The sequence below is a fragment of the Streptomyces sp. NPDC054834 genome (genome assembly GCF_053611185.1).
Window position 1 is genome coordinate 21,763 of record NZ_JBSGZV010000064.1, and the last position, 17,072, is coordinate 38,834.

General features: G+C 71.7%; 17 protein-coding genes and 1 pseudogene. 8 read left to right on the forward strand and 10 right to left on the reverse strand.

Annotation, left to right across the window (positions count from 1 at the left end; translation table 11 throughout):
* Positions 1–19: 19 nt before the first annotated feature.
* A complete protein-coding gene (locus ACWGJM_RS44400; protein ID WP_453417470.1) occupies positions 20–1,258 on the reverse strand; it encodes a MurT ligase domain-containing protein in 1,239 nt (412 codons plus the stop codon).
* 150 nt (positions 1,259–1,408) lie between these two features.
* On the opposite strand from ACWGJM_RS44400, the gene def reads away from it, so the two are divergent.
* Positions 1,409–1,948 (forward strand): peptide deformylase, encoded by a 540-nt coding sequence (def, locus tag ACWGJM_RS44405; protein ID WP_453417471.1) that lies wholly within the window; start codon positions 1,409–1,411, stop codon positions 1,946–1,948.
* Positions 1,949–1,964: 16 nt separating this feature from the next.
* On the opposite strand, the gene ACWGJM_RS44410 is transcribed toward def, so the two are convergent.
* On the reverse strand, positions 1,965–2,621 hold the full coding sequence (locus tag ACWGJM_RS44410; RefSeq protein ID WP_453417472.1) for a TetR family transcriptional regulator: 657 nt from the start codon (positions 2,619–2,621) through the stop codon (positions 1,965–1,967).
* A gap of 170 nt (positions 2,622–2,791) precedes the next feature.
* On the opposite strand from ACWGJM_RS44410, the gene ACWGJM_RS44415 reads away from it, so the two are divergent.
* The gene (locus tag ACWGJM_RS44415; protein ID WP_453417473.1) at positions 2,792–4,021 is read left to right on the forward strand and encodes an acyl-CoA dehydrogenase family protein; all 1,230 of its coding nucleotides are present in this window, start codon (positions 2,792–2,794) and stop codon (positions 4,019–4,021) included.
* A gap of 9 nt (positions 4,022–4,030) precedes the next feature.
* On the opposite strand, the gene ACWGJM_RS44420 is transcribed toward ACWGJM_RS44415, so the two are convergent.
* From ACWGJM_RS44420 to ACWGJM_RS44450, 7 genes and pseudogenes are all read right to left on the reverse strand, one after another.
* Entirely contained in the window at positions 4,031–4,552 is a 522-nt protein-coding gene (locus tag ACWGJM_RS44420) for a cupin domain-containing protein (RefSeq protein ID WP_453417474.1), read from the reverse strand.
* Positions 4,553–4,573: 21 nt separating this feature from the next.
* Positions 4,574–5,644, reverse strand: a pseudogene (locus ACWGJM_RS44425) (type III polyketide synthase); the annotation flags it as partial.
* 134 nt (positions 5,645–5,778) lie between these two features.
* On the reverse strand, positions 5,779–6,015 hold the full coding sequence (locus tag ACWGJM_RS44430) for a DUF6213 family protein (RefSeq protein ID WP_132854892.1): 237 nt from the start codon (positions 6,013–6,015) through the stop codon (positions 5,779–5,781).
* A 25-nt stretch (positions 6,016–6,040) separates the two neighbouring features.
* On the reverse strand, positions 6,041–7,426 hold the full coding sequence (locus ACWGJM_RS44435; protein ID WP_453417475.1) for an NADP-dependent succinic semialdehyde dehydrogenase: 1,386 nt from the start codon (positions 7,424–7,426) through the stop codon (positions 6,041–6,043).
* A gap of 102 nt (positions 7,427–7,528) precedes the next feature.
* Positions 7,529–8,008: an NUDIX domain-containing protein gene (locus ACWGJM_RS44440; RefSeq protein ID WP_453417476.1), complete on the reverse strand. Its 480-nt coding sequence runs from the start codon at positions 8,006–8,008 to the stop codon at positions 7,529–7,531.
* The gene (locus tag ACWGJM_RS44445) at positions 8,005–9,552 is read right to left on the reverse strand and encodes an ATP-dependent DNA ligase (protein WP_453417477.1); all 1,548 of its coding nucleotides are present in this window, start codon (positions 9,550–9,552) and stop codon (positions 8,005–8,007) included. Before ACWGJM_RS44445 ends, ACWGJM_RS44440 begins: the two co-directional genes overlap by 4 nt.
* A 29-nt stretch (positions 9,553–9,581) precedes the next feature.
* On the reverse strand, positions 9,582–10,523 hold the full coding sequence (locus ACWGJM_RS44450; protein ID WP_453417478.1) for an NAD(P)/FAD-dependent oxidoreductase: 942 nt from the start codon (positions 10,521–10,523) through the stop codon (positions 9,582–9,584).
* A 65-nt stretch (positions 10,524–10,588) separates the two neighbouring features.
* Between ACWGJM_RS44450 and ACWGJM_RS44455 the strand changes: the two genes are divergently transcribed.
* From ACWGJM_RS44455 to ACWGJM_RS44480, 6 genes are all read left to right on the forward strand, one after another.
* Complete coding sequence (locus ACWGJM_RS44455; RefSeq protein ID WP_453417479.1) at positions 10,589–11,161, forward strand: helix-turn-helix domain-containing protein; 573 nt, start codon at positions 10,589–10,591, stop codon at positions 11,159–11,161.
* Between the two features lie 86 nt (positions 11,162–11,247).
* Positions 11,248–12,225, forward strand: coding sequence for an NADPH:quinone oxidoreductase family protein (locus tag ACWGJM_RS44460; protein WP_453417480.1), 978 nt, complete (start codon positions 11,248–11,250; stop codon positions 12,223–12,225).
* Complete coding sequence (locus ACWGJM_RS44465) at positions 12,222–13,403, forward strand: acyl-CoA dehydrogenase family protein (RefSeq protein ID WP_453417481.1); 1,182 nt, start codon at positions 12,222–12,224, stop codon at positions 13,401–13,403. The genes ACWGJM_RS44460 and ACWGJM_RS44465 overlap by 4 nt, the downstream gene beginning before the upstream one ends.
* Positions 13,400–14,491, forward strand: coding sequence for an acyl-CoA dehydrogenase family protein (locus tag ACWGJM_RS44470; protein ID WP_453417482.1), 1,092 nt, complete (start codon positions 13,400–13,402; stop codon positions 14,489–14,491). Before ACWGJM_RS44465 ends, ACWGJM_RS44470 begins: the two co-directional genes overlap by 4 nt.
* A gap of 172 nt (positions 14,492–14,663) precedes the next feature.
* On the forward strand, positions 14,664–15,527 hold the full coding sequence (locus ACWGJM_RS44475; RefSeq protein WP_453417483.1) for a phosphatidylinositol-specific phospholipase C/glycerophosphodiester phosphodiesterase family protein: 864 nt from the start codon (positions 14,664–14,666) through the stop codon (positions 15,525–15,527).
* A gap of 103 nt (positions 15,528–15,630) precedes the next feature.
* Positions 15,631–15,825 carry a hypothetical protein gene (locus ACWGJM_RS44480; protein ID WP_453417484.1) on the forward strand — a complete coding sequence of 65 codons (195 nt, stop codon included), beginning with the start codon at positions 15,631–15,633 and terminating at the stop codon, positions 15,823–15,825.
* 12 nt (positions 15,826–15,837) lie between these two features.
* Here the strand turns inward: ACWGJM_RS44480 and ACWGJM_RS44485 are convergent, their stop codons facing one another.
* Complete coding sequence (locus tag ACWGJM_RS44485; protein ID WP_453417485.1) at positions 15,838–16,968, reverse strand: phosphodiester glycosidase family protein; 1,131 nt, start codon at positions 16,966–16,968, stop codon at positions 15,838–15,840.
* Between the last annotated feature and the right edge of the window lie 104 nt (positions 16,969–17,072).

Sequence of the window (17,072 nt, forward strand, 5' to 3'; positions counted from 1 at the left end):
AAGTGATCGTCCTTCGTGGTCAGTTGCCGACGCGGCGGCGCAGGTCCTGGAACGCGGTGTAGTTCGCGATGACCTCGACCCGGCCCGGCGGGCACATCTGCACGGCCTGGTCCAGGTTCTCGCAGACCTGGAAGTGCTGGTTCGCGACCTCCAGACGTACCGCGAGGTCGAGCTTCCGGTCGCCGATGACGAAGATCGGGTGACCGGTCAGCCGCGTGTAGTCGACGTCCCACAGCCAGGAGGTGTCCGTGCCGTCGGCGCCGCGGGCGTTCACGGAGAGGATCACCGGGGCGGGCGGCGGGTCGATGAGCGAGAACGTCTCGAGCCAGCCGGCCGGGTTCTTCGCCAGCAGCAGACGCAGGTCACGACCCTCGAACTGCACGACGTCGTACCGTCCCGCGACCGCCTGCACCTGGTACATCCGCTCCAGGGCGACCTGCGGCGGCACCCCGAAGACGGCGGCGACGGCCGCGGAGGAGGTGGCGTTGGCCTTGTTGGCGCGGCCCGGCAGCTGGAGGTGGATCGGCCAGGCGGAGCCGTGCGGGTCGAGGACGTGGTCCCCGGACAGCGCCCAGCTCGGCGTCGGACGGCGGAAGCCGCACTCGCCGCAGAACCAGTCGTCGCCGGGCCGCTGCATCACACCGCCGCAGGACGGGCAGGACCAGGCGTCGTCCTTCCACATCTGTCCGGCGGCGACCCAGATCACATTGGGGGAGGAGGACGCGGCCCACACCACCAGCGGGTCGTCGCAGTTGGCGACGATGACGGCCTTGGTGCCGGCCAGGCCCTCGCGCCAGTTCTCGGCGAGCATCCGGGTCTCGGCGGCGCGGTCGAGCTGGTCGCGGGAGAGGTTGAGCAGCGCGATGCACTTGGGGTCGGTGTCCCGGGCCACACCGGCCAGGTACTTCTCGTCGACCTCGATCACGCCGAACTTGGCTTCCGACCCGCCCGCCAGTGCCGAGGTGATGCCGGCCGGCATGTTGGCGCCGAGCGCGTTGGACACGACCGGGCCGGCCGCCCGCAGGGCCTCGGCGATGAGCCGGGTGGTCGTGGTCTTGCCGTTGGTCGCCGACACCAGGATGACGTCCAGGTTCTGGGCGAGCCGGGCGAGGAGGTCGGGGTCGAGCTTGAGTGCCACCCGGCCGCCGATCACCGATCCGCTGCCGCGCCCCGCTGCGCGCGACGCCGCCGCGACCGCTTTGCCCGCGGTCACGGCCAGCTTGGCCCGCGGCGTGAGCGGGTCCGAGTTGCCTGCCATCAGTTCTCGATCCTCCTTGCGTACGCGCCGCGCCTGAAGCCAACCGGCAACGTGGTGTGGCCTCAGCCTATCGAGATCCACTCACGTGCCCGAACCGCGGCCCACGTCTGCGCGGCGGGCATGGGCCGAAGGAACCGTACCCTTACGGCCATGCGACACGGTTTCATCCCGGGCGCCCGAGGGCGGGTCCGGCCTCTCACCCTGCTCGGCGACGCGGTGCTGCACGCGCCCTGCAAGGAGGTCGCCGACTTCGGCCCCGGACTCGCCGGGCTCGTGGAGGACTTGTTCGCCACCATGTACGCGACGCAGGGGGTGGGGCTGGCCGCGAACCAGATCGGCGAGCCGGTGCGGGTGTTCGTGTACGACTGCCCCGACGACGAGGAAGTCCGCCACCTGGGGCATGTGGTGAACCCGAGGCTGGTGGAGACGGACGGTGTGGTGATCCGCGGCCCGGAGGGCTGCCTGTCCCTGCCGGGGCTGGAGGCGGGGACGGAGCGGTACGACCATGCGGTGGTCGAGGGTTTCACGGTGACCGGGGAGCCGGTCACCGTGCACGGCACGGGTTTCTTCGCCAGGTGCTTGCAGCACGAGTGCGACCACCTGGAGGGCCGCGTCTATGCGGATCACCTCACGGGGTGGCGCCGGCGACGATTGATGCGGCAGGTGGCGCGAGCGTCGTGGGGGCGATGACCCGTGCCGGGGTTCCTCAGAACCCCGGCCCGCCCAACTTGTCCCCCGCCGCCGCCAGGCGGCCCCACAGCAGGTCGGCCAGGCTGCGCACCAACTCCGCACGGGAGCACGGGCGTTCGCCCAGCCACCAGTCGCCCGCCGCATGCATCATCCCGACGATCCCGTGCCCCCACACCCGGGCCAGCTGCTGACCTCCCGGGCCCAGGTCCAGCCGGTCCTCGATGACCTGGGCCAGTTCCTCGCCCATCCGCCGCAGCAGCGGAGCCGAGTGCTTGCCGACGTCGAAGCCCTGGTCGCCGCTCTGGTCGCCGCCCTGACCGCCCTCCGACGGGTGCATCAGGAAGCGGTACACCTGGGGCCGGGCCTCGATGGCGGCGAGGTAGGTGTCCAGCGTGGACTCGACCCGCTCCCGCCGCTCCGCGGGGGCGTCCAGCGCGGCCCGCAGCGAATCGAGCAGGGCGTCCGTGTGCCGCTTGGCCAAGGCGGCGTAAAGGCCGCCCTTGTCGCCGAAGTGGCGGTACAGGATCGGCTTGGTGATGCCCGCCTCCGCGGCGATGGCGTTCATCGAGGCCTGCGGGCCGTCGCGGAGCACCACCCGGTCGGCGGCCTCCAGCAGCTCGCGCCGTCGGCGGTCGGCGGATCGCTGCTGATCGGTTCGCTGTGTGGTGTCCATGTGCTCTCCCCACCCGTGCTGATTCGGTGACGCCAGCGCAAACTAACACTGACGATGCCCCTGACATCGAACGGGATGCCGAGGAGCCCTCCGGAGTTGACTTTTCCTACCGACGGGTAACAGACTCGTGTTACCGCTAGTAACACGCACGTTCCGCCGCTGGAGGGGACATGGCCGAGTTCACCATGGAGCTCAACGACGAACAGAAGGAGGTCCGGGACTGGCTGCACGGCTTCGCCGCCGACGTCGTCCGGCCCGCGGCCGCCGAATGGGACGAGCGTGAGGAGACTCCCTGGCCGGTCATCCAGGAGGCCGCGAAGGTCGGCATCTACTCCCTCGACTTCTATGCGCAGCAGTACTTCGACCCCACCGGGCTCGGTATCCCGATGGCCATGGAGGAGCTGTTCTGGGGTGACGCGGGCATCGCCCTGTCCATTGTGGGCACCGGCCTGGCCGCCGTGGGTGTTCTCGCCAACGGAACCGAGGAACAGATCGGCACCTGGATCCCCCAGATGTACGGCGACGCCAACGATGTAAAGGTGGCCGCCTTCTGCTCCTCCGAGCCCGACGCCGGCTCCGACGTGGCCTCCATGCGCACGCGTGCGGTGTACGACGAGGCCAAGGACGAGTGGGTGATCAACGGCACGAAGACCTGGGCGACCAACGGCGGCATCGCCAACGTCCACGTCGTCGTCGCCGTCGTCGACCCGGAACTGGGCTCCAAGGGCCACGCCTCCTTCATCGTCCCGCCGGGCACACCCGGTCTCTCCCAGGGCCAGAAGTTCAAGAAGCACGGCATCCGCGCCTCGCACACCGCCGAGGTCGTCCTGGAGAACGTCCGTGTCCCCGGCTCCTGCCTGCTCGGCGGCAAGGCGAAGCTGGACGAGCGTCTCGCCAGGGCCCGGGAGCGGGCCAAGGCGGGCGGCACGGAGAGGGTGAAGAACGCGGCGATGGCCACGTTCGAGGCCTCGCGGCCGGCGGTGGGCGCGATGGCGGTGGGCACCGCCCGGGCCGCGTACGAGGTCGCCCTCGACTATGCGAAGACCCGTGAGCAGTTCGGCCGCCCGATCATCGACAACCAGGGCGTCGCCTTCCAGCTCGCGGACATGCGGACGCAGATCGACGCCGCCCGGCTCCTCGTCTGGCGGGCGTCCTGGATGGCGGTCAACGGCAAGCCGTTCACCGCGGCCGAGGGCTCGATGTCCAAACTGTTCGCCAGCGAGACCGCGAAGAAGGTCACCGCCCAGGCGATACAGATCCTCGGCGGCAACGGCTACACCCGTGAGTACCCGGTGGAGCGCATGCACCGCGACGCCGCGATCTACACGATCTTCGAGGGGACGAGCGAGATCCAGCGCCTGGTGATCGCCAGGACGCTCGCCGGGATGCCGATCCGGTAGCGCCGTGGCTCACCGGTGCCGCAAGGGCGTGAGCTGCTCGATGTCGTAGCGCTTTCTCAGCGCCTCGATCGCCTCGTGGTCCGGCGGCCCCCCGTTCCCCAGGATCTCGAGCAGCTCCTCGAAGTAGCGCTCGTGCTCCGGGGGCGGGGAGGCCTGGAAGAACATCCTCGCCGGCGCCTCCGTCGGATTCGCGAACGCGTGCGGGCATCCCGGGGGTACGACGATGACCGTGCCCGGGGTCGCCCGGACCACCCGGCTTCCCGAACTCGACTCCCACTTCTGCCAGTTGTCGGGGGTCCGGACGCGTGGTTCGAACGCGAGGACGTCCAGCTCGCCCTCCAGCACGTAGAACAACTCCTCGCTGCGGGTGTGCACATGGGCGCCCACGTCGAAGCCCGGCGGGACCTCCACCTCGAAGGTGGAGGCCGTCCGTGAGTGGGTGCCGGTCACCTTGAAGGTCACGCGCTGGGCCGGCGTCTGTACCACCCGGCCGTGGCCGGGTGGTACGAGCAGCCCCTCGGGCGTCGTCATCGGAGCCTCACCACGTCCTCGTCATGACGTGCCTTCGTTCTCGACGCTCCAGCGGCCCAGCGTCATCTCCGCGGTGATACCGGGACCGAACCCGGCCAGCAGCCCGCGCGCCCGGTGCTCGGCACCTCCCTCGTCGAACAGCCGCCGCAGGGCGTCCAGCACGACGGCGCTGGCGATGTTGCCGTACTCGGTGAGCGTGGCCCGGCTGAAGCGGAACGCGTGCGGTTCGACCTCCAGGAACTTGCTGAGGTCGTCGAGTATGCGGGGGCCGCCCGCGTGGATGATGTAGAAGTCCAGGTCGGACGCGTCCCAGCCGTGCCTGCCGGCCAGGGCCTGAAGCGCCGGGGCGAGCGGCTCCATCGTCGCGGGCACCCGCTTGTCCAGCAGGAAGTGAAAGCCGGTGGCTCGGACGTCGTACATGATCCATTCCTCGGTCTTCGGGATCAGGTACGAGCCGTTGCGCTCGAGCTCCACGCCGGTGCCGCCCCTGCCGCGGACCACGGCGGCGGCGATGCCGTCACCGAACAGGCCGTTGGACAGCAGCGATCCGATGCCGAGGTCCGTGGGCTGGTAGCAGAGCGAGCAGAACTCGCACGCCACGATCAGCGCGTTGGCCTGGGGGTAGGCCGTGCAGAAGTCGTGGGCCCGGTTGATCGCGGCGCCCCCGGCGGCACAGCCCAACTGGGCTATCGGCATCTGCCTGGTGGTGCTGTCGAAGTCCATCTCGTTGATCAGCCATGCCGTGAGCGAGGGCATCATGAAGCCCGTGCAGGAGACGAAGACGATCACGTCGATGTCGCTGGTGAGCAGCTCCGCGTCGTCGAGCGCCCGCTGGATGACCGCGGGGACCCGGGCCTTGGCCTCGGCCTCGTAGAGCTTGTTGCGCTCCTCGAAGCCCGGGTGCTTCAGGGTTTCCTCGATCGGCTGCACGATGTGCCGGGTCTTGACGCCCGTGTTCTCGATCAGCCGGAGAGCCAGCGGCAGCTGTGGGTGGTCCGCGTGGCGGGAGCGCGCCAGCTCCAGCGTCTCCTCCATCGTGATCACGTACTCCGGAACCGACACCGAGGGTTTGCACAAAGTCGCCATGAACCGTGCCTGCTTTCGCCGTCCGGCGGGCTCTCACCCACCGGTCAGAAGGTGGTTCACCTCAGGGGGTGGTCCATCCACGATCACCCGAGAGAGCGACGATCTCGCGTCGGATTACTCCAGACCGGTGACACCCTGCCTTACGGCGCACCCCCGCTGCTGTGGGCGATACACGCGACGTCGATCCGATCGGCCAGCTTCGCCAGCTCGATGGTCAGCGCGGCCACCGTGTCCTCGTCGAGGCCGTCCTCCCCGGCCTCGACAAGACGCAGCCACCGCCCACCGACCGTCCGCAACAGCTTGCTCACTTCGGAGGCAGCCACCTGCAAGGTCCCGCGGTCGTCGACGATCAGAGGCAGAGTCACTTCGCGGTTCACAGACGGGATGGTAGTCGTGCAACCGTCACGCACCCTGCCAAACAGTCGTGATGTTGCAGAACTCCCGGATTCCGTGCCCGGACAGCTCACGTCCGTACCCCGACCTCTTCACACCGCCGAACGGAAACGCCGGGTGGGACGCCGTCATGCCGTTGACGTAGACACTGCCGGCCTCCAGGTCCCGGGCGAACCGGTCCACCTCGGCCTCGTCGCGGGTCCACACGTTCGAACTGAGCCCGAACGGTGAGTCGTTGGCGATGAGCACCGCCTCGTCCACGTCACTGGCCCGGTAGAGGGTCGCCACCGGCCCGAACGCCTCCTCGCGGTGGATCCGCAGCTCGCGGGTGACGCCGGCGATGACGGTCGGCGCGTAGTACCAGCCGGGCCCCTCAGGCCGCTCGCCGCCGCACAGCACCTCGGCTCCGCCGCGCCGGGCGTCGTCGACCAGTTCCTCCAGATCGGTCCGCCCCTGCTCGCTGGCGAGTGGCCCCACCTCCGTGTCCTCCTCCAGCGGGTCGCCGACCTTGAGGGCCTTCATGCCCGCGACGAACCGCTCCGCGAAGCGGTCGTAGACGTCGGTGTGCACGATGAACCGCTTCGCGGCGATGCACGACTGCCCGTTGTTCTGCACCCGCGCGGTCACCGCGACCTCGGCGGCGCGGTCGATGTCGGCGGACGGCATCACGACGAACGGGTCGCTGCCGCCCAGCTCCAGCACCGTCTTCTTGATCATCTCCCCGGCGGTGGAGGCGACCGCCCGGCCCGCGGGCTCACTGCCGGTGAGCGTGGCCGCCTTCACCCGCTCGTCGCGCAGGATGTCGTCGACCGCGCCCGAGCCGATCAGCAGGGTCTGGAAGCACCCCTCCGTGAAGCCCGCCCGGTGGAACAGGTCCTCCAGGTAGAGCGCGGTCTGCGGGACGTTGGAGGCGTGCTTGAGCAGGCCCACGTTGCCCGCCATCAGGGCCGGAGCCGCGAAGCGGATCACCTGCCACAGCGGGAAGTTCCACGGCATCACGGCGAGCACCGGGCCGAGCGGCCGGTAGCGCACCCGGACGCGCGAGGCACCGGAGTCCTTCACGTCGGACTCCGCGGGCTCCTCGTCCGCCAGCAGCTCCTCGGCGTGTTCGGCGTACCAGCGCATCGCCTTGGCGCACTTCGCGGCCTCCGCGCGGGCCTGCTTGACCGGCTTTCCCATCTCGGTGGTCATGACACGGCCGATCTCCTGCTGGTCCTCGTCGAGGAGGTCCGCGGCCCTGGTCAGCAGACGGGCGCGTTCCGCGAAGGACGTCGTCCGATAGGTCCGGAACGTGGCCTCGGCGAGCTGGAGCCGGCGCTCCAGTTCCTCCTCGCCCATGGACTCGTATGTCTTGAGCGTCTCACCGTTCGCCGGGTTCACCGTCGCGATGGGCATGGCTGACCTCCCTCGGAGCGGGGCCTGATACGACCTTCCCGCGCGGCGGCCGGCGCCGCAACGCGGAGCGGACGTGTCTGTCCGGGCGAGCCGCGGGGCGGCTCACCTGGGGTCCGAGTGCTCCGCCAGCCGGTCCAGAAACGCGGCCTGTGCCGTGACGATCACCGCACGGGCCCGGTCCAGGCCGAACCACCGCACGCGGTCCAGCTCGGGGAACTCCTGGAAGCGACCGGATCTCGGTGGCCACTCCATGGTGAAGGTGCCGGGCTCGATCGTCTCGGGGTCGAGGCCGGCCTCGACCGCCCAGGCCGTGACGATCTTGCCACCGGTCTGCCGGACCTCGCCCAGCGCCACGGCCTCCCCGTCGGGCGGCGGCAGGCCCAGCTCCTCCCGGAACTCCCGGCGGGCCGCGTCCCAGGCGGACTCTTCGGGCCCGTACTCACCCTTCGGGACGGTCCAGGCGCCGGCGTCCTTCTTGCTGAAGTAGGGGCCGCCCATATGCCCGAGCAACACCTCGAGGCCGCCGTCCGTGTGCCGGAACAACAGCAGTCCGGCGCTGCGCCTGGGCGCCGTGGGGCTCACGGCCTCACCTCCGGGTGCGCGGCCAGCAGCGTCTCGACGGTGTCCGCCTCCTCGGGGCGCTTGTCGTCACGGTAGCGGACGACACGGGCGAAACGGAGGGTGACGCCGGCCGGGTAGCGGGAGGAGCGCTGGAGGCCGTCGTAGGCGATCTCCACGACGAGTTCGGGACGTACGGTCACCCCCCAGCCGTGCTCCCGGACCGCCAGCTCGGCGAGCCGCTCCGTCTGCCAGGTGAGCATCGCGTCGGTCATGCCCTTGAAGGTCTTGCCGAGCATGGCGAAGCCGCCGTCCGGGGTGCGGGCGCCGAGATGCAGGTTGGACAGCTTGCCGGTGCGCCGGCCGTGGCCCCACTCGGCGGCCAGGACGACCAGGTCGAGCGTGTGCACGGGCTTGACCTTCAGCCAGGACGCGCCGCGCCGGCCCGCGCTGTAGGGGGCGTCGAGGGCCTTGAGGACCACGCCCTCATGGCCGCGGGCAAGGGTGTCGGCGAGGAACCGCTCGGCCTCGGCGATGTCCTCGGGGTTCTGCGGCCCGGACACCAGCGTCCTGCGTACCCGCATCGGCTCGGGCACCAGCCGGGCCAGCTCCGCGTGCCGCTCGGCGAACGGCAGGTCGAGCAGGTCGCGGCCGCCGACCGCGAGCGCGTCGAAGAAGACGGGGGAGACAGGCACCTCCTCGGCGGCCTTCGCCACGTCCACCCGAGAGCCGACCCGGCCCGCCGTCTCCTGGAAGGAGCGGGGCCGCCCGGCCGCGTCGAAGGAGATCACCTCGCCGTCCAGGATGAACCGCTCACCCGCCAATGCCAGCGCGGCCGAGGTCACTTCGGGCAGCCGGTCGGTGATGTCGTCGAGGGTGCGGGTGACCACCCGTATCGCGGCCCCGTCCCGGTGGACCTGCACGCGGATGCCGTCCAGCTTCTCCTCCACCGCGCAGGCGCCGAGCTTCTCGACCGCCTCGGCGACCGACGAGGCGCTGTGCGCGAGCATCGGCAGCACCGGCCGGCCGACGGTCAGCCGGAATCTGTCCAGCGCCCCGGGCCCCTCGGCGAGCAGCGCCTCCGCGACCGTCTGAAGCGAACCGGCGAGCATCACCGCCCGCCGTACGTCCGCCGCGTCCACGCCGGTCGCCCCGGACAGCCCCTCCACGGCGACGGCGTCCAGGGCGCCCTGCCGTACCTCGCCGGTGATCAGCCCGAGCAGGAAGCGCTGCTCGTCCTCGGTGGCCGCGCCCATCAGCTCACCGACCAGCCGCGTCCGCTCCGCCTGCGAGCCGGGACCGGAGACCGTGCCGAGCTCGGTGAGCCGGGCGTCGGTCTCGGCCACGGTGAGGGACGGCTCGGCGGCGGGCGGGACGCGGCGGGAGAGCACCTTCCAGCCGACCCCGAGCCGCCCCTGCGGCAGCCGTCCCGCCAGGTACGGGATGACGATCGGCACGTCGTCCGCCTCCGCCTCCCGGAACAGTTCGGCGAGCAGGGCGGTCTTCCGGGACCGCGCCGAGGTGGCGGCGACCTCGCGGGACACGTGGGCGAGCCGGGACAGCAGCATGCGGCCATGGTGCTACGGGACCGCCGGGGCTACACCCCCACGGCCGCGTCGAGGTCGGCGAACAGCAGCTCGCCGTTGATCGCCGCGCCCACCCGGTAACCCCGGCTCGCCGCGTTGATCACCTGCTCCGCGAAGCCGCTCGCGTTGCCCGCCGACCACAGCCCGGGCACGGTCGTCAGACCGCGTTCGTCGATCACCGGGTAGCTGCCGAAGGGCGTCTCGGTCAGCTCCGCGCCCAGTCCGGCCAGCAGACCCGTCTGCGGCACGGCCCGGGGTGCGACGAAGAGCACCTCGCGGTCGTGCACCGACCCGTCCGCGAGCCGGACGCCGCTCAGCCGGTCGTCGTCGGTGAGCACCCCGGTCACCTCGCCGCGGACCGTCCGGACCCCGGCAGCCGCCAGTCTGCGCAGGTCGTCGCCGGTGAGGAGTTCCTCGGCGACCTCGTGCAGGAACAAGGTCACGTCCTTGGACCACTGGCTCACCATCAGCGCCTGGTGGACGCTCATCGGCGTGGTGGCGAGTACGCCGAACGCCCGGTCGCGCACCTCCCAGCCGTGGCAGTACGGGCAGTGCAGCACGTCCCGGCCGAAGCGCTCGGCGAGGCCCGCGACCTGCGGCAGCTCGTCCTTGAGGCCGGTGGCGACGATCAGCTGCCGGGCGTGGACGGTCCGCCCGCTCTCCAGCAGCACGGTGAAGCCCGTCCCCTTGGCAGCCTCCACCGCCCGGTCCCGGACCTGCTCGACGCCGTACCGCGCGATCTCCTCGCGGCCGACGGCCAGGAACTCGGCGGGCGGCATGCCGTCGCGCGACAGATAGCCGTGCAGGTGCGCCGCGGGGGTGTTGCGCGGCTCGCCCGCGTCCACGACCAGGGTGCGGCGCCGGGCCCGGCCGAGGACCAGGGCGGCGGACAGGCCGGCCGGGCCGCCGCCGACGATGACGACTTCGTAGGTGTTGTCGTTGTTCTCGGTCATGGTGGGACGGTCACCCCCGACCTGCCGCATTGACAATCTTTGTTGCCGGTTCTGCAATAACGGCCATGACGACCGATGACGTACTGGCCGAGGTGGGCCCGAGGCTCCGGCGCATCCGCAAGGAGCGGGAGGTGACCCTGGCCGCGCTGTCCGAGTCGACCGGGATCTCCGTCAGCACCCTCTCCCGGCTGGAGTCCGGTCTGCGCAAGCCCAGCCTCGAACTGCTGCTGCCGATCGCGCAGGCCCATCAGGTGCCGCTGGACGAACTGGTCGGCGCGCCGCCGGTGGGGGATCCGCGGGTGCGGTCCGAGCCGATCGTGCGGTACGGGCGCACCCACTGGGCGCTGACCAGGCAGCCCGGCGGCTTGCAGGCGTACAAGGTGCTGGAACCGCAGCGGAAGCCGGCCCCGGACCCGCGCACCCACGAGGGCTACGAGTGGCTGTACGTGCTGTCCGGACGGCTGCGCCTGGTGCTGGGCGAGCACGACGTGGTGCTCACGGCCGGGGAGGCCGCCGAGTTCGACACCCGGGTGCCGCACTGGTTCGGGTCGACGGGGGAGGGCCCGGTGGAGTTCCTCAGTCTGTTCGGTCCGCAGGGGGAGCGGATGCACATACGGGCGCGGCCCCGGAAGGCGTGACGTACGCGACTGTTCCCCGATCGGCAAGCGACCGCTTAGTATGCAGTCGACCCCGTCGGACGAAGCAGTCGTGTGGAGGCACCCGCATGCAGGCATGGCAAGTGCACGAGAACGGCGAGCCGAGCGAGGTGATGCGGCTGGCCGAAGTGGAGCGGCCCACGCCCGGCGACGGCCAGGTCCTGCTGAAGGTGCGCGCCGCCAACATCAACTTCCCGGACGTGCTCATGGCCCGGGGCCAGTACCAGGTCCGCCCGCCGCTCCCCTTCACACCGGGCGTGGAGATCTGCGGCGAGACCGAGGACGGACGGCGCGTGATCGCCAACCCCGCGCTGCCGTACGGCGGATTCGCCGAGTACGCCGTCGCGGACGCCACCGCTCTGCTGCCCGCGCCGGACTCGCTGGACGACGCCGAGGCCGCCGCCCTGCACATCGGCTACCAGACGGGATGGTTCGGCCTCCACCGCCGGGCCGGGCTCGAAGCCGGTGAGACGCTGCTCGTCCACGCTGCCGCAGGAGGGGTCGGCAGCGCGGCCGTGCAGCTCGGCAAGGCGGCCGGCGCCACCGTCATCGGTGTCGTCGGCGGAGCCGACAAGGCCGCCGTCGCCCGCGAGCTGGGCTGCGACGTCGTGATCGACCGGCGTGCCGAGGACGTCGTCGCGGCGGTCAAGGAGGCCACCGGCGGCCGGGGCGCAGACGTGATCTACGACCCGGTCGGCGGCGAGGCGTACACACAGTCCGCCAAGGTCGTCGCCTTCGAGGGCCGCATCGTGGTCGTGGGCTTCGCCAGCGGCAGCATCCCCAGCCCGGGCCTCAACCACGCCCTGGTGAAGAACTACTCGATCCTCGGCCTGCACTGGGGCCTGTACAACACCAAGAACCCCAAGCTGGTCCAGCACTGCCACGAGCAGCTCACCGAGCTGGCCGCCCGGGGCGCGATTCTGCCGCTGGTGAGCGAGCGGGTGCCGCTGGCCGACGCGGCGGCGGCCGTGCAGCGGGTCGGCGACGGGGTCACCATCGGCCGGGTCGCCGTCGTGCCGTCCCTGGAGAACGGAGCCGCAGCATGACCGACGCAGCCGAACTCAAGCGCCGCACCGCAAAGTTGCTGGCCGCTCACCCACCCGCCGGCACCGACCGGCTGGACTTCCTCCGGGCCCGGTTCGACGCGGGGCTCGCCTGGGTGCACTACCCGGAGGGCCTCGGTGGACTGGGCGCGCCCCGCTCCCTCCAGGGCGTGGTGGACGCCGAGCTGGAGGCCGCCGGCGCCCCCGACAACGACTCGCGCCGCAATGGGATCGGGCTCGGCATGGCCGCGCCGACGATCCTCAAGTACGGCACGGAGGAGCAGAAGCAGCGGTTCCTGCGGCCGCTGTGGACGGGCGAGGAGGTCTGGTGCCAGCTGTTCAGCGAGCCGGGCGCCGGGTCCGACCTGGCCGCACTGGGCACGCGGGCGGTGCGTGAGGGGGACGACTGGGTCGTCAACGGGCAGAAGGTGTGGACGTCCGGCGCGCACAATGCCCGCTGGGCCATCCTCATCGCCCGCACCGACGCGGACGTGCCCAAGCACGCCGGCATCACGTACTTCCTCTGCGACATGACCGACCCCGGCGTCGAGGTCCGCCCGCTGCGGCAGATCACCGGCGAGGCCGAGTTCAACGAGGTCTTCCTCACCGACGTCCGCATCCCCGACTCCTGCCGCCTCGGCGAGGTCGGCGACGGCTGGCGGGTCGCGCAGACCACGCTGAACAACGAACGCGTCGCCATCGGCGGCATGCGGCTGCCCCGCGAGGGCGGCATGATCGGCCCGGTGTCGAAGACCTGGCGCGAACGCCCCGAGCTGCGCACCCACGACCTGCACCAGCGGCTGCTGAAGCTCTGGGTCGAGTCCGAGGTCTCCCGCCTCACCGCCGAACGCCTGCGCCAGCAGCTCGTCGCCGGGCAGCCCGGCCCCGAAGGTGCCGGCATGAAGCTCGCCTTCGCCCGCCTCAACCAGGAGATCAGCGGCCTGGAGGTGGAACTCCGCGGCGAAGAAGGCCTGTTGTACGACGACTGGACCATGCGCCGCCCCGAGCTGGTCGACTTCACCGGCCGTGACGCCGGCTACCGCTACCTCCGCTCCAAGGGCAACAGCATCGAGGGCGGGACCAGCGAGGTCCTGCTGAACATCGTCGCCGAGCGCGTCCTGGGCCTGCCCGCCGAGCCGCGCACCGACAAGGACGTCGCGTGGAAGGACCTGTCCCGATGACAACACAGCCCGATCTGCTGTACTCGGAGGAGGAAGAGGCGCTGCGGGCCGCCGTACGGGACCTGCTCGCCGACCACTGCGACGCACCCGGTGTCATCGCGCGCACCGAGTCCGACGCCCCGCACGACCTCGCGGCCTGGAAGGCCCTCGCCGACGGCATGGGCCTCGCGGGCCTGCTGGTGCCCGAGGCGCAGGGCGGTCAGGGCGCCACGCACCGTGAAGCCGCCGTGGTCCTCGAGGAGCTGGGGCGCGCCGTCGCCCCCGTGCCGTTCCTCACCAGTGCCGTCGTCGCCACCGAGGCCCTGCTCGCCTGCGACGCCGCCGACGACCTGCTCGCCGAGCTGGCGTCGGGGCGCCGGATCGGAGCTCTCGCCGTCGCGCTGAATCTCGCTCCGGGCGGCGCCTTCAAGGCCGTACGCCATGCGGACGGCACCCTGCACGGGGAGCTGACCGGCATCGCGGACGCGGCCGCCGCCGACGTGCTGCTGGTGCCGGCCGAGGACGGCGGCCTGTACGCCGTCGACGCCGGTGCCGACGGCGTGACCGTCACGCCGCAGACCTCCTTCGACCTCACCCGGCCGCTCGCGACCGTCACCCTCGACGGGGCGGCCGCCCGCCGGATCGGTGACGCCGAACCCGCCGTACGCCGCGCCCTGCGCGCCGGAGCCGGGCTCCTCGCCTCCGAGCAACTGGGGCTCGCGGACTGGACGCTGACGGAAACGGTGCGCTACCTCAAGGAGCGCAAGCAGTTCAACCGGCCCGTCGGCGGCTTCCAGGCGCTCAAGCACCGGCTCGCCCAGCTGTGGCTGGAGGTCGTCAGCCTCCGCGCCGCCGCCCGCAACGCGGCCGACGCGCTGGCGACCGGTGCGGACATCGACGTGGCGGTCGCCGTGGCCCAGGCGTACGCGGCGCCGGTCGCCGTCCACGCCGCCGAGGAGGCGCTCCAGCTCCACGCCGGTATCGGCATGACCTGGGAGCACCCCGTCCACCTGTACCTGAAGCGGGCCAAGGCCGACTCGATCGCCTACGGCACGGCAGGCGCCCACCGTGCCGCGGTGGCCGAACTGGTCGACCTGCGCGCTCCCTGACGTACACGAGGGAAAGCCCGCCCCACCTGGGGCGGGCTTTTTCGTGTGCCCCGCGGGGAGGTGGTGAACGCCCAGCGGCAGTCAGGCCAACTCCTGTCAGGCACCGTCTCTTTGGTGGCCACGGGACCTCATACTCACTGAGGTCCACACGGCCCTCACAGGGAGGCATGACATGGCCCTCACCACCCGTCGCAGAGCCCTCACCACCCTCGGCGCCGCCCTCGCGGGTTCGCTCGCCCTGCCCGGCGCACAGGCGCCGGCTGCGCAGCGGAAGCACGGCCCGCGCCCGCTGTGGCGTGCCCACGCGCACAACGACTACGAGCACCCCCGCCCCCTCTTCGACGCCCTCGGCCACCGCTTCGGCAGCGTCGAGGCCGACATCTTCCTCGTCGGCGACCAACTGCTCATCGCCCACGACGCCACCGAGCTCGACCCGTCCCGCACCCTCGAGTCCCTCTACCTCGACCCGCTCGCCGCCCGGGTGAAGGCCAACCACGGTTCCGTCTACCGCGGTTGGAAGAGGCCGCTGCAACTCCTCATCGACATCAAGACCGAGGGCTCCTCGACGTACCTCGAACTCGACCGCCACCTCCTGCGCTACAAGCACCTGTTCACCACCTACGCCCATGGACGCGTCCACCCCGGGCCCGTCACCGCCGTGATCTCCGGCGACCGCGCCGCCCGCACCCCCATGGAGGCGCAGACCGTGCGCCGCGCCTTCTACGACGGCCGGCTCACCGACCTCGGCAGCGCGGCGCCCGCCTCCTTCATTCCGCTGATCAGCGACAACTGGACGCTCAACTTCAGCTGGCTGGGCGACGGCCCGTTCCCTGACGCCGAGCGGCAGAGGCTGCGGAGCATCATCGCGGACGCGCACGCCCAGGGGCAGCAGGTCCGGTTCTGGGCCACTCCCGACACGGCCGGTCCGGCGCGGGACGCGCTGTGGACGGAACTGCTCGCCGCCGGCGTCGACTACTTCAACACCGACGACCTCGCGGGGCTGGAGACGTTCCTGGACGCCTACCCGAACTCGTAAACATCACACGAACGGCGGACATGTCAGCCCACGGGGTGAACCCTCCGCTACGCCACACTTGCGGGCGAAAGCCGCGATATGGATGTGGCGGAGGAGGTTCGCGATGGCCGTTTCCATCTCTGTGGTGCTGCTGTTCCTGTTCATGGCGGTGATCTTCATTCGCAACGGCGCACTGAAGATCTCCCATGCCCTGGTCTGTGCTCTGCTCGGCTTCTATCTGGCCAGCACGAGCATGGCTCCCACCATCCACAGTGGGCTGGCCGCGACCGCCGAACTGGTCGGCAGCCTGCGGCCGTGAGCCGCCCGCGCGTCACGGCGCCGAGAACACCCCGATGCCGTTGGGCACGGGGCGCTCGGCGCCACCGCTCGGGTGATTGCGCACCGACACCGTGGCGGCGCCCGGCTCGCGCGCGACCAGTTCGGTCGAGCCGCCACCGTCCAGGCTGAAGGCGTCGACCGAGCCCAAGGCCCGCATCTCGTCGGCCACTTCGGCGATCGTCAGGCCACTCCGGTACTCCGGCGCGCCGTCGAGCGCCAGGAGCAGCAGCCGACGGCCGCCGCCCGCGATGCCCACGGCCGTCCGCACCGTCGAGGTGACGCGGTCCAGCCCGGGCAGCGGCTGCCCGCCCCGCAGTACCGGATAGCCGCCCAGCGCGAATCGGTACCGGACCCCGGAGGAGGACGCCACCAGCCGGTGCCGCACGGTCACCCGCTCGCCCGTGGACAGCTTCCGCAGCCGCTGCGCGCCCGCCTCCCGGCCGACCAGCACCGTGGTACCCGCGGCGATGGGGCCGCTGCCGGGCTCGCCGGAGGCGGACACCACCCGCCCGTGACGAACCGTCACCTCGTAGGTGTCCGTGCTGCACGGGGCCGCCCGGTCGATGTCCGTGCCGCAGGTGGCGCGGATCCGGGAGGCGCTGCCCCACCGCGCGGTGAACGCGCCGACGGAGTCGACCGGCAGTGCGTACTGGTTGAGCCCGCCGAGCGGCAGCCGTCCCCCGGGCGTGCCCACGGAGCCTTCGAGGCGGAGCCGGTCCAGGCGGGCCCGCCGGTCGGTGCCCACGCCGAGGACGTCCTCGGTGGTCGTGCCGGGCGGCAGCGCGGGGCCGAACCGCTGTCCGGCCGGGACCGCCGCCTTGAACACCCGGCCGTGCGCGATCGCCGGTCCCACCGTGGCGCCGGTCGCCTCGACGCCCGGGTGCTGGGTCTCGGTGATGTTGAAGAAGTCGCCGTTGACGCCCGCGACCGCGCCCGCAGTGTCGGCCAGCTGGGAGACGGGGGCGCGGGCGGCCACCGCGCCCGGGTGGAGCAGGTCCAGGCGTACGTGCTTGTTGCGCAGGTCCACGGTCAACAGGTGGGCGTGGGTCATGCCCTTGGCGGCCGGAAGGTCGAACTGCTCGTAGGTGACGCCCGGGGCGATCTCGGTGCCGGTGCCCCGCACGGCGGCGGGCGGGGGGGCCCCCCCCCCGCGGGGCCCCCCGCCCCCCCCCCCCCCCCGGCGGGACCCGCCCCCCCCGGCGACCCCCCCCGGACCCGTGGGAACAC

Coding starts and splice junctions, on each gene's coding strand:
- ACWGJM_RS44400 (WP_453417470.1), bottom strand. CDS start 1,258: ATGGCAGGCAACTCGGACCCGCTCACGCCGCGGGCCAAGCTGGCCGTG.
- def (WP_453417471.1), top strand. CDS start 1,409: ATGCGACACGGTTTCATCCCGGGCGCCCGAGGGCGGGTCCGGCCTCTC.
- ACWGJM_RS44410 (WP_453417472.1), bottom strand. CDS start 2,621: ATGGACACCACACAGCGAACCGATCAGCAGCGATCCGCCGACCGCCGA.
- ACWGJM_RS44415 (WP_453417473.1), top strand. CDS start 2,792: ATGGCCGAGTTCACCATGGAGCTCAACGACGAACAGAAGGAGGTCCGG.
- ACWGJM_RS44420 (WP_453417474.1), bottom strand. CDS start 4,552: ATGACGACGCCCGAGGGGCTGCTCGTACCACCCGGCCACGGCCGGGTG.
- ACWGJM_RS44435 (WP_453417475.1), bottom strand. CDS start 7,426: ATGCCCATCGCGACGGTGAACCCGGCGAACGGTGAGACGCTCAAGACA.
- ACWGJM_RS44445 (WP_453417477.1), bottom strand. CDS start 9,552: ATGCTGCTGTCCCGGCTCGCCCACGTGTCCCGCGAGGTCGCCGCCACC.
- ACWGJM_RS44450 (WP_453417478.1), bottom strand. CDS start 10,523: ATGACCGAGAACAACGACAACACCTACGAAGTCGTCATCGTCGGCGGC.
- ACWGJM_RS44455 (WP_453417479.1), top strand. CDS start 10,589: ATGACGACCGATGACGTACTGGCCGAGGTGGGCCCGAGGCTCCGGCGC.
- ACWGJM_RS44460 (WP_453417480.1), top strand. CDS start 11,248: ATGCAGGCATGGCAAGTGCACGAGAACGGCGAGCCGAGCGAGGTGATG.
- ACWGJM_RS44465 (WP_453417481.1), top strand. CDS start 12,222: ATGACCGACGCAGCCGAACTCAAGCGCCGCACCGCAAAGTTGCTGGCC.
- ACWGJM_RS44470 (WP_453417482.1), top strand. CDS start 13,400: ATGACAACACAGCCCGATCTGCTGTACTCGGAGGAGGAAGAGGCGCTG.
- ACWGJM_RS44475 (WP_453417483.1), top strand. CDS start 14,664: ATGGCCCTCACCACCCGTCGCAGAGCCCTCACCACCCTCGGCGCCGCC.
- ACWGJM_RS44480 (WP_453417484.1), top strand. CDS start 15,631: ATGGCCGTTTCCATCTCTGTGGTGCTGCTGTTCCTGTTCATGGCGGTG.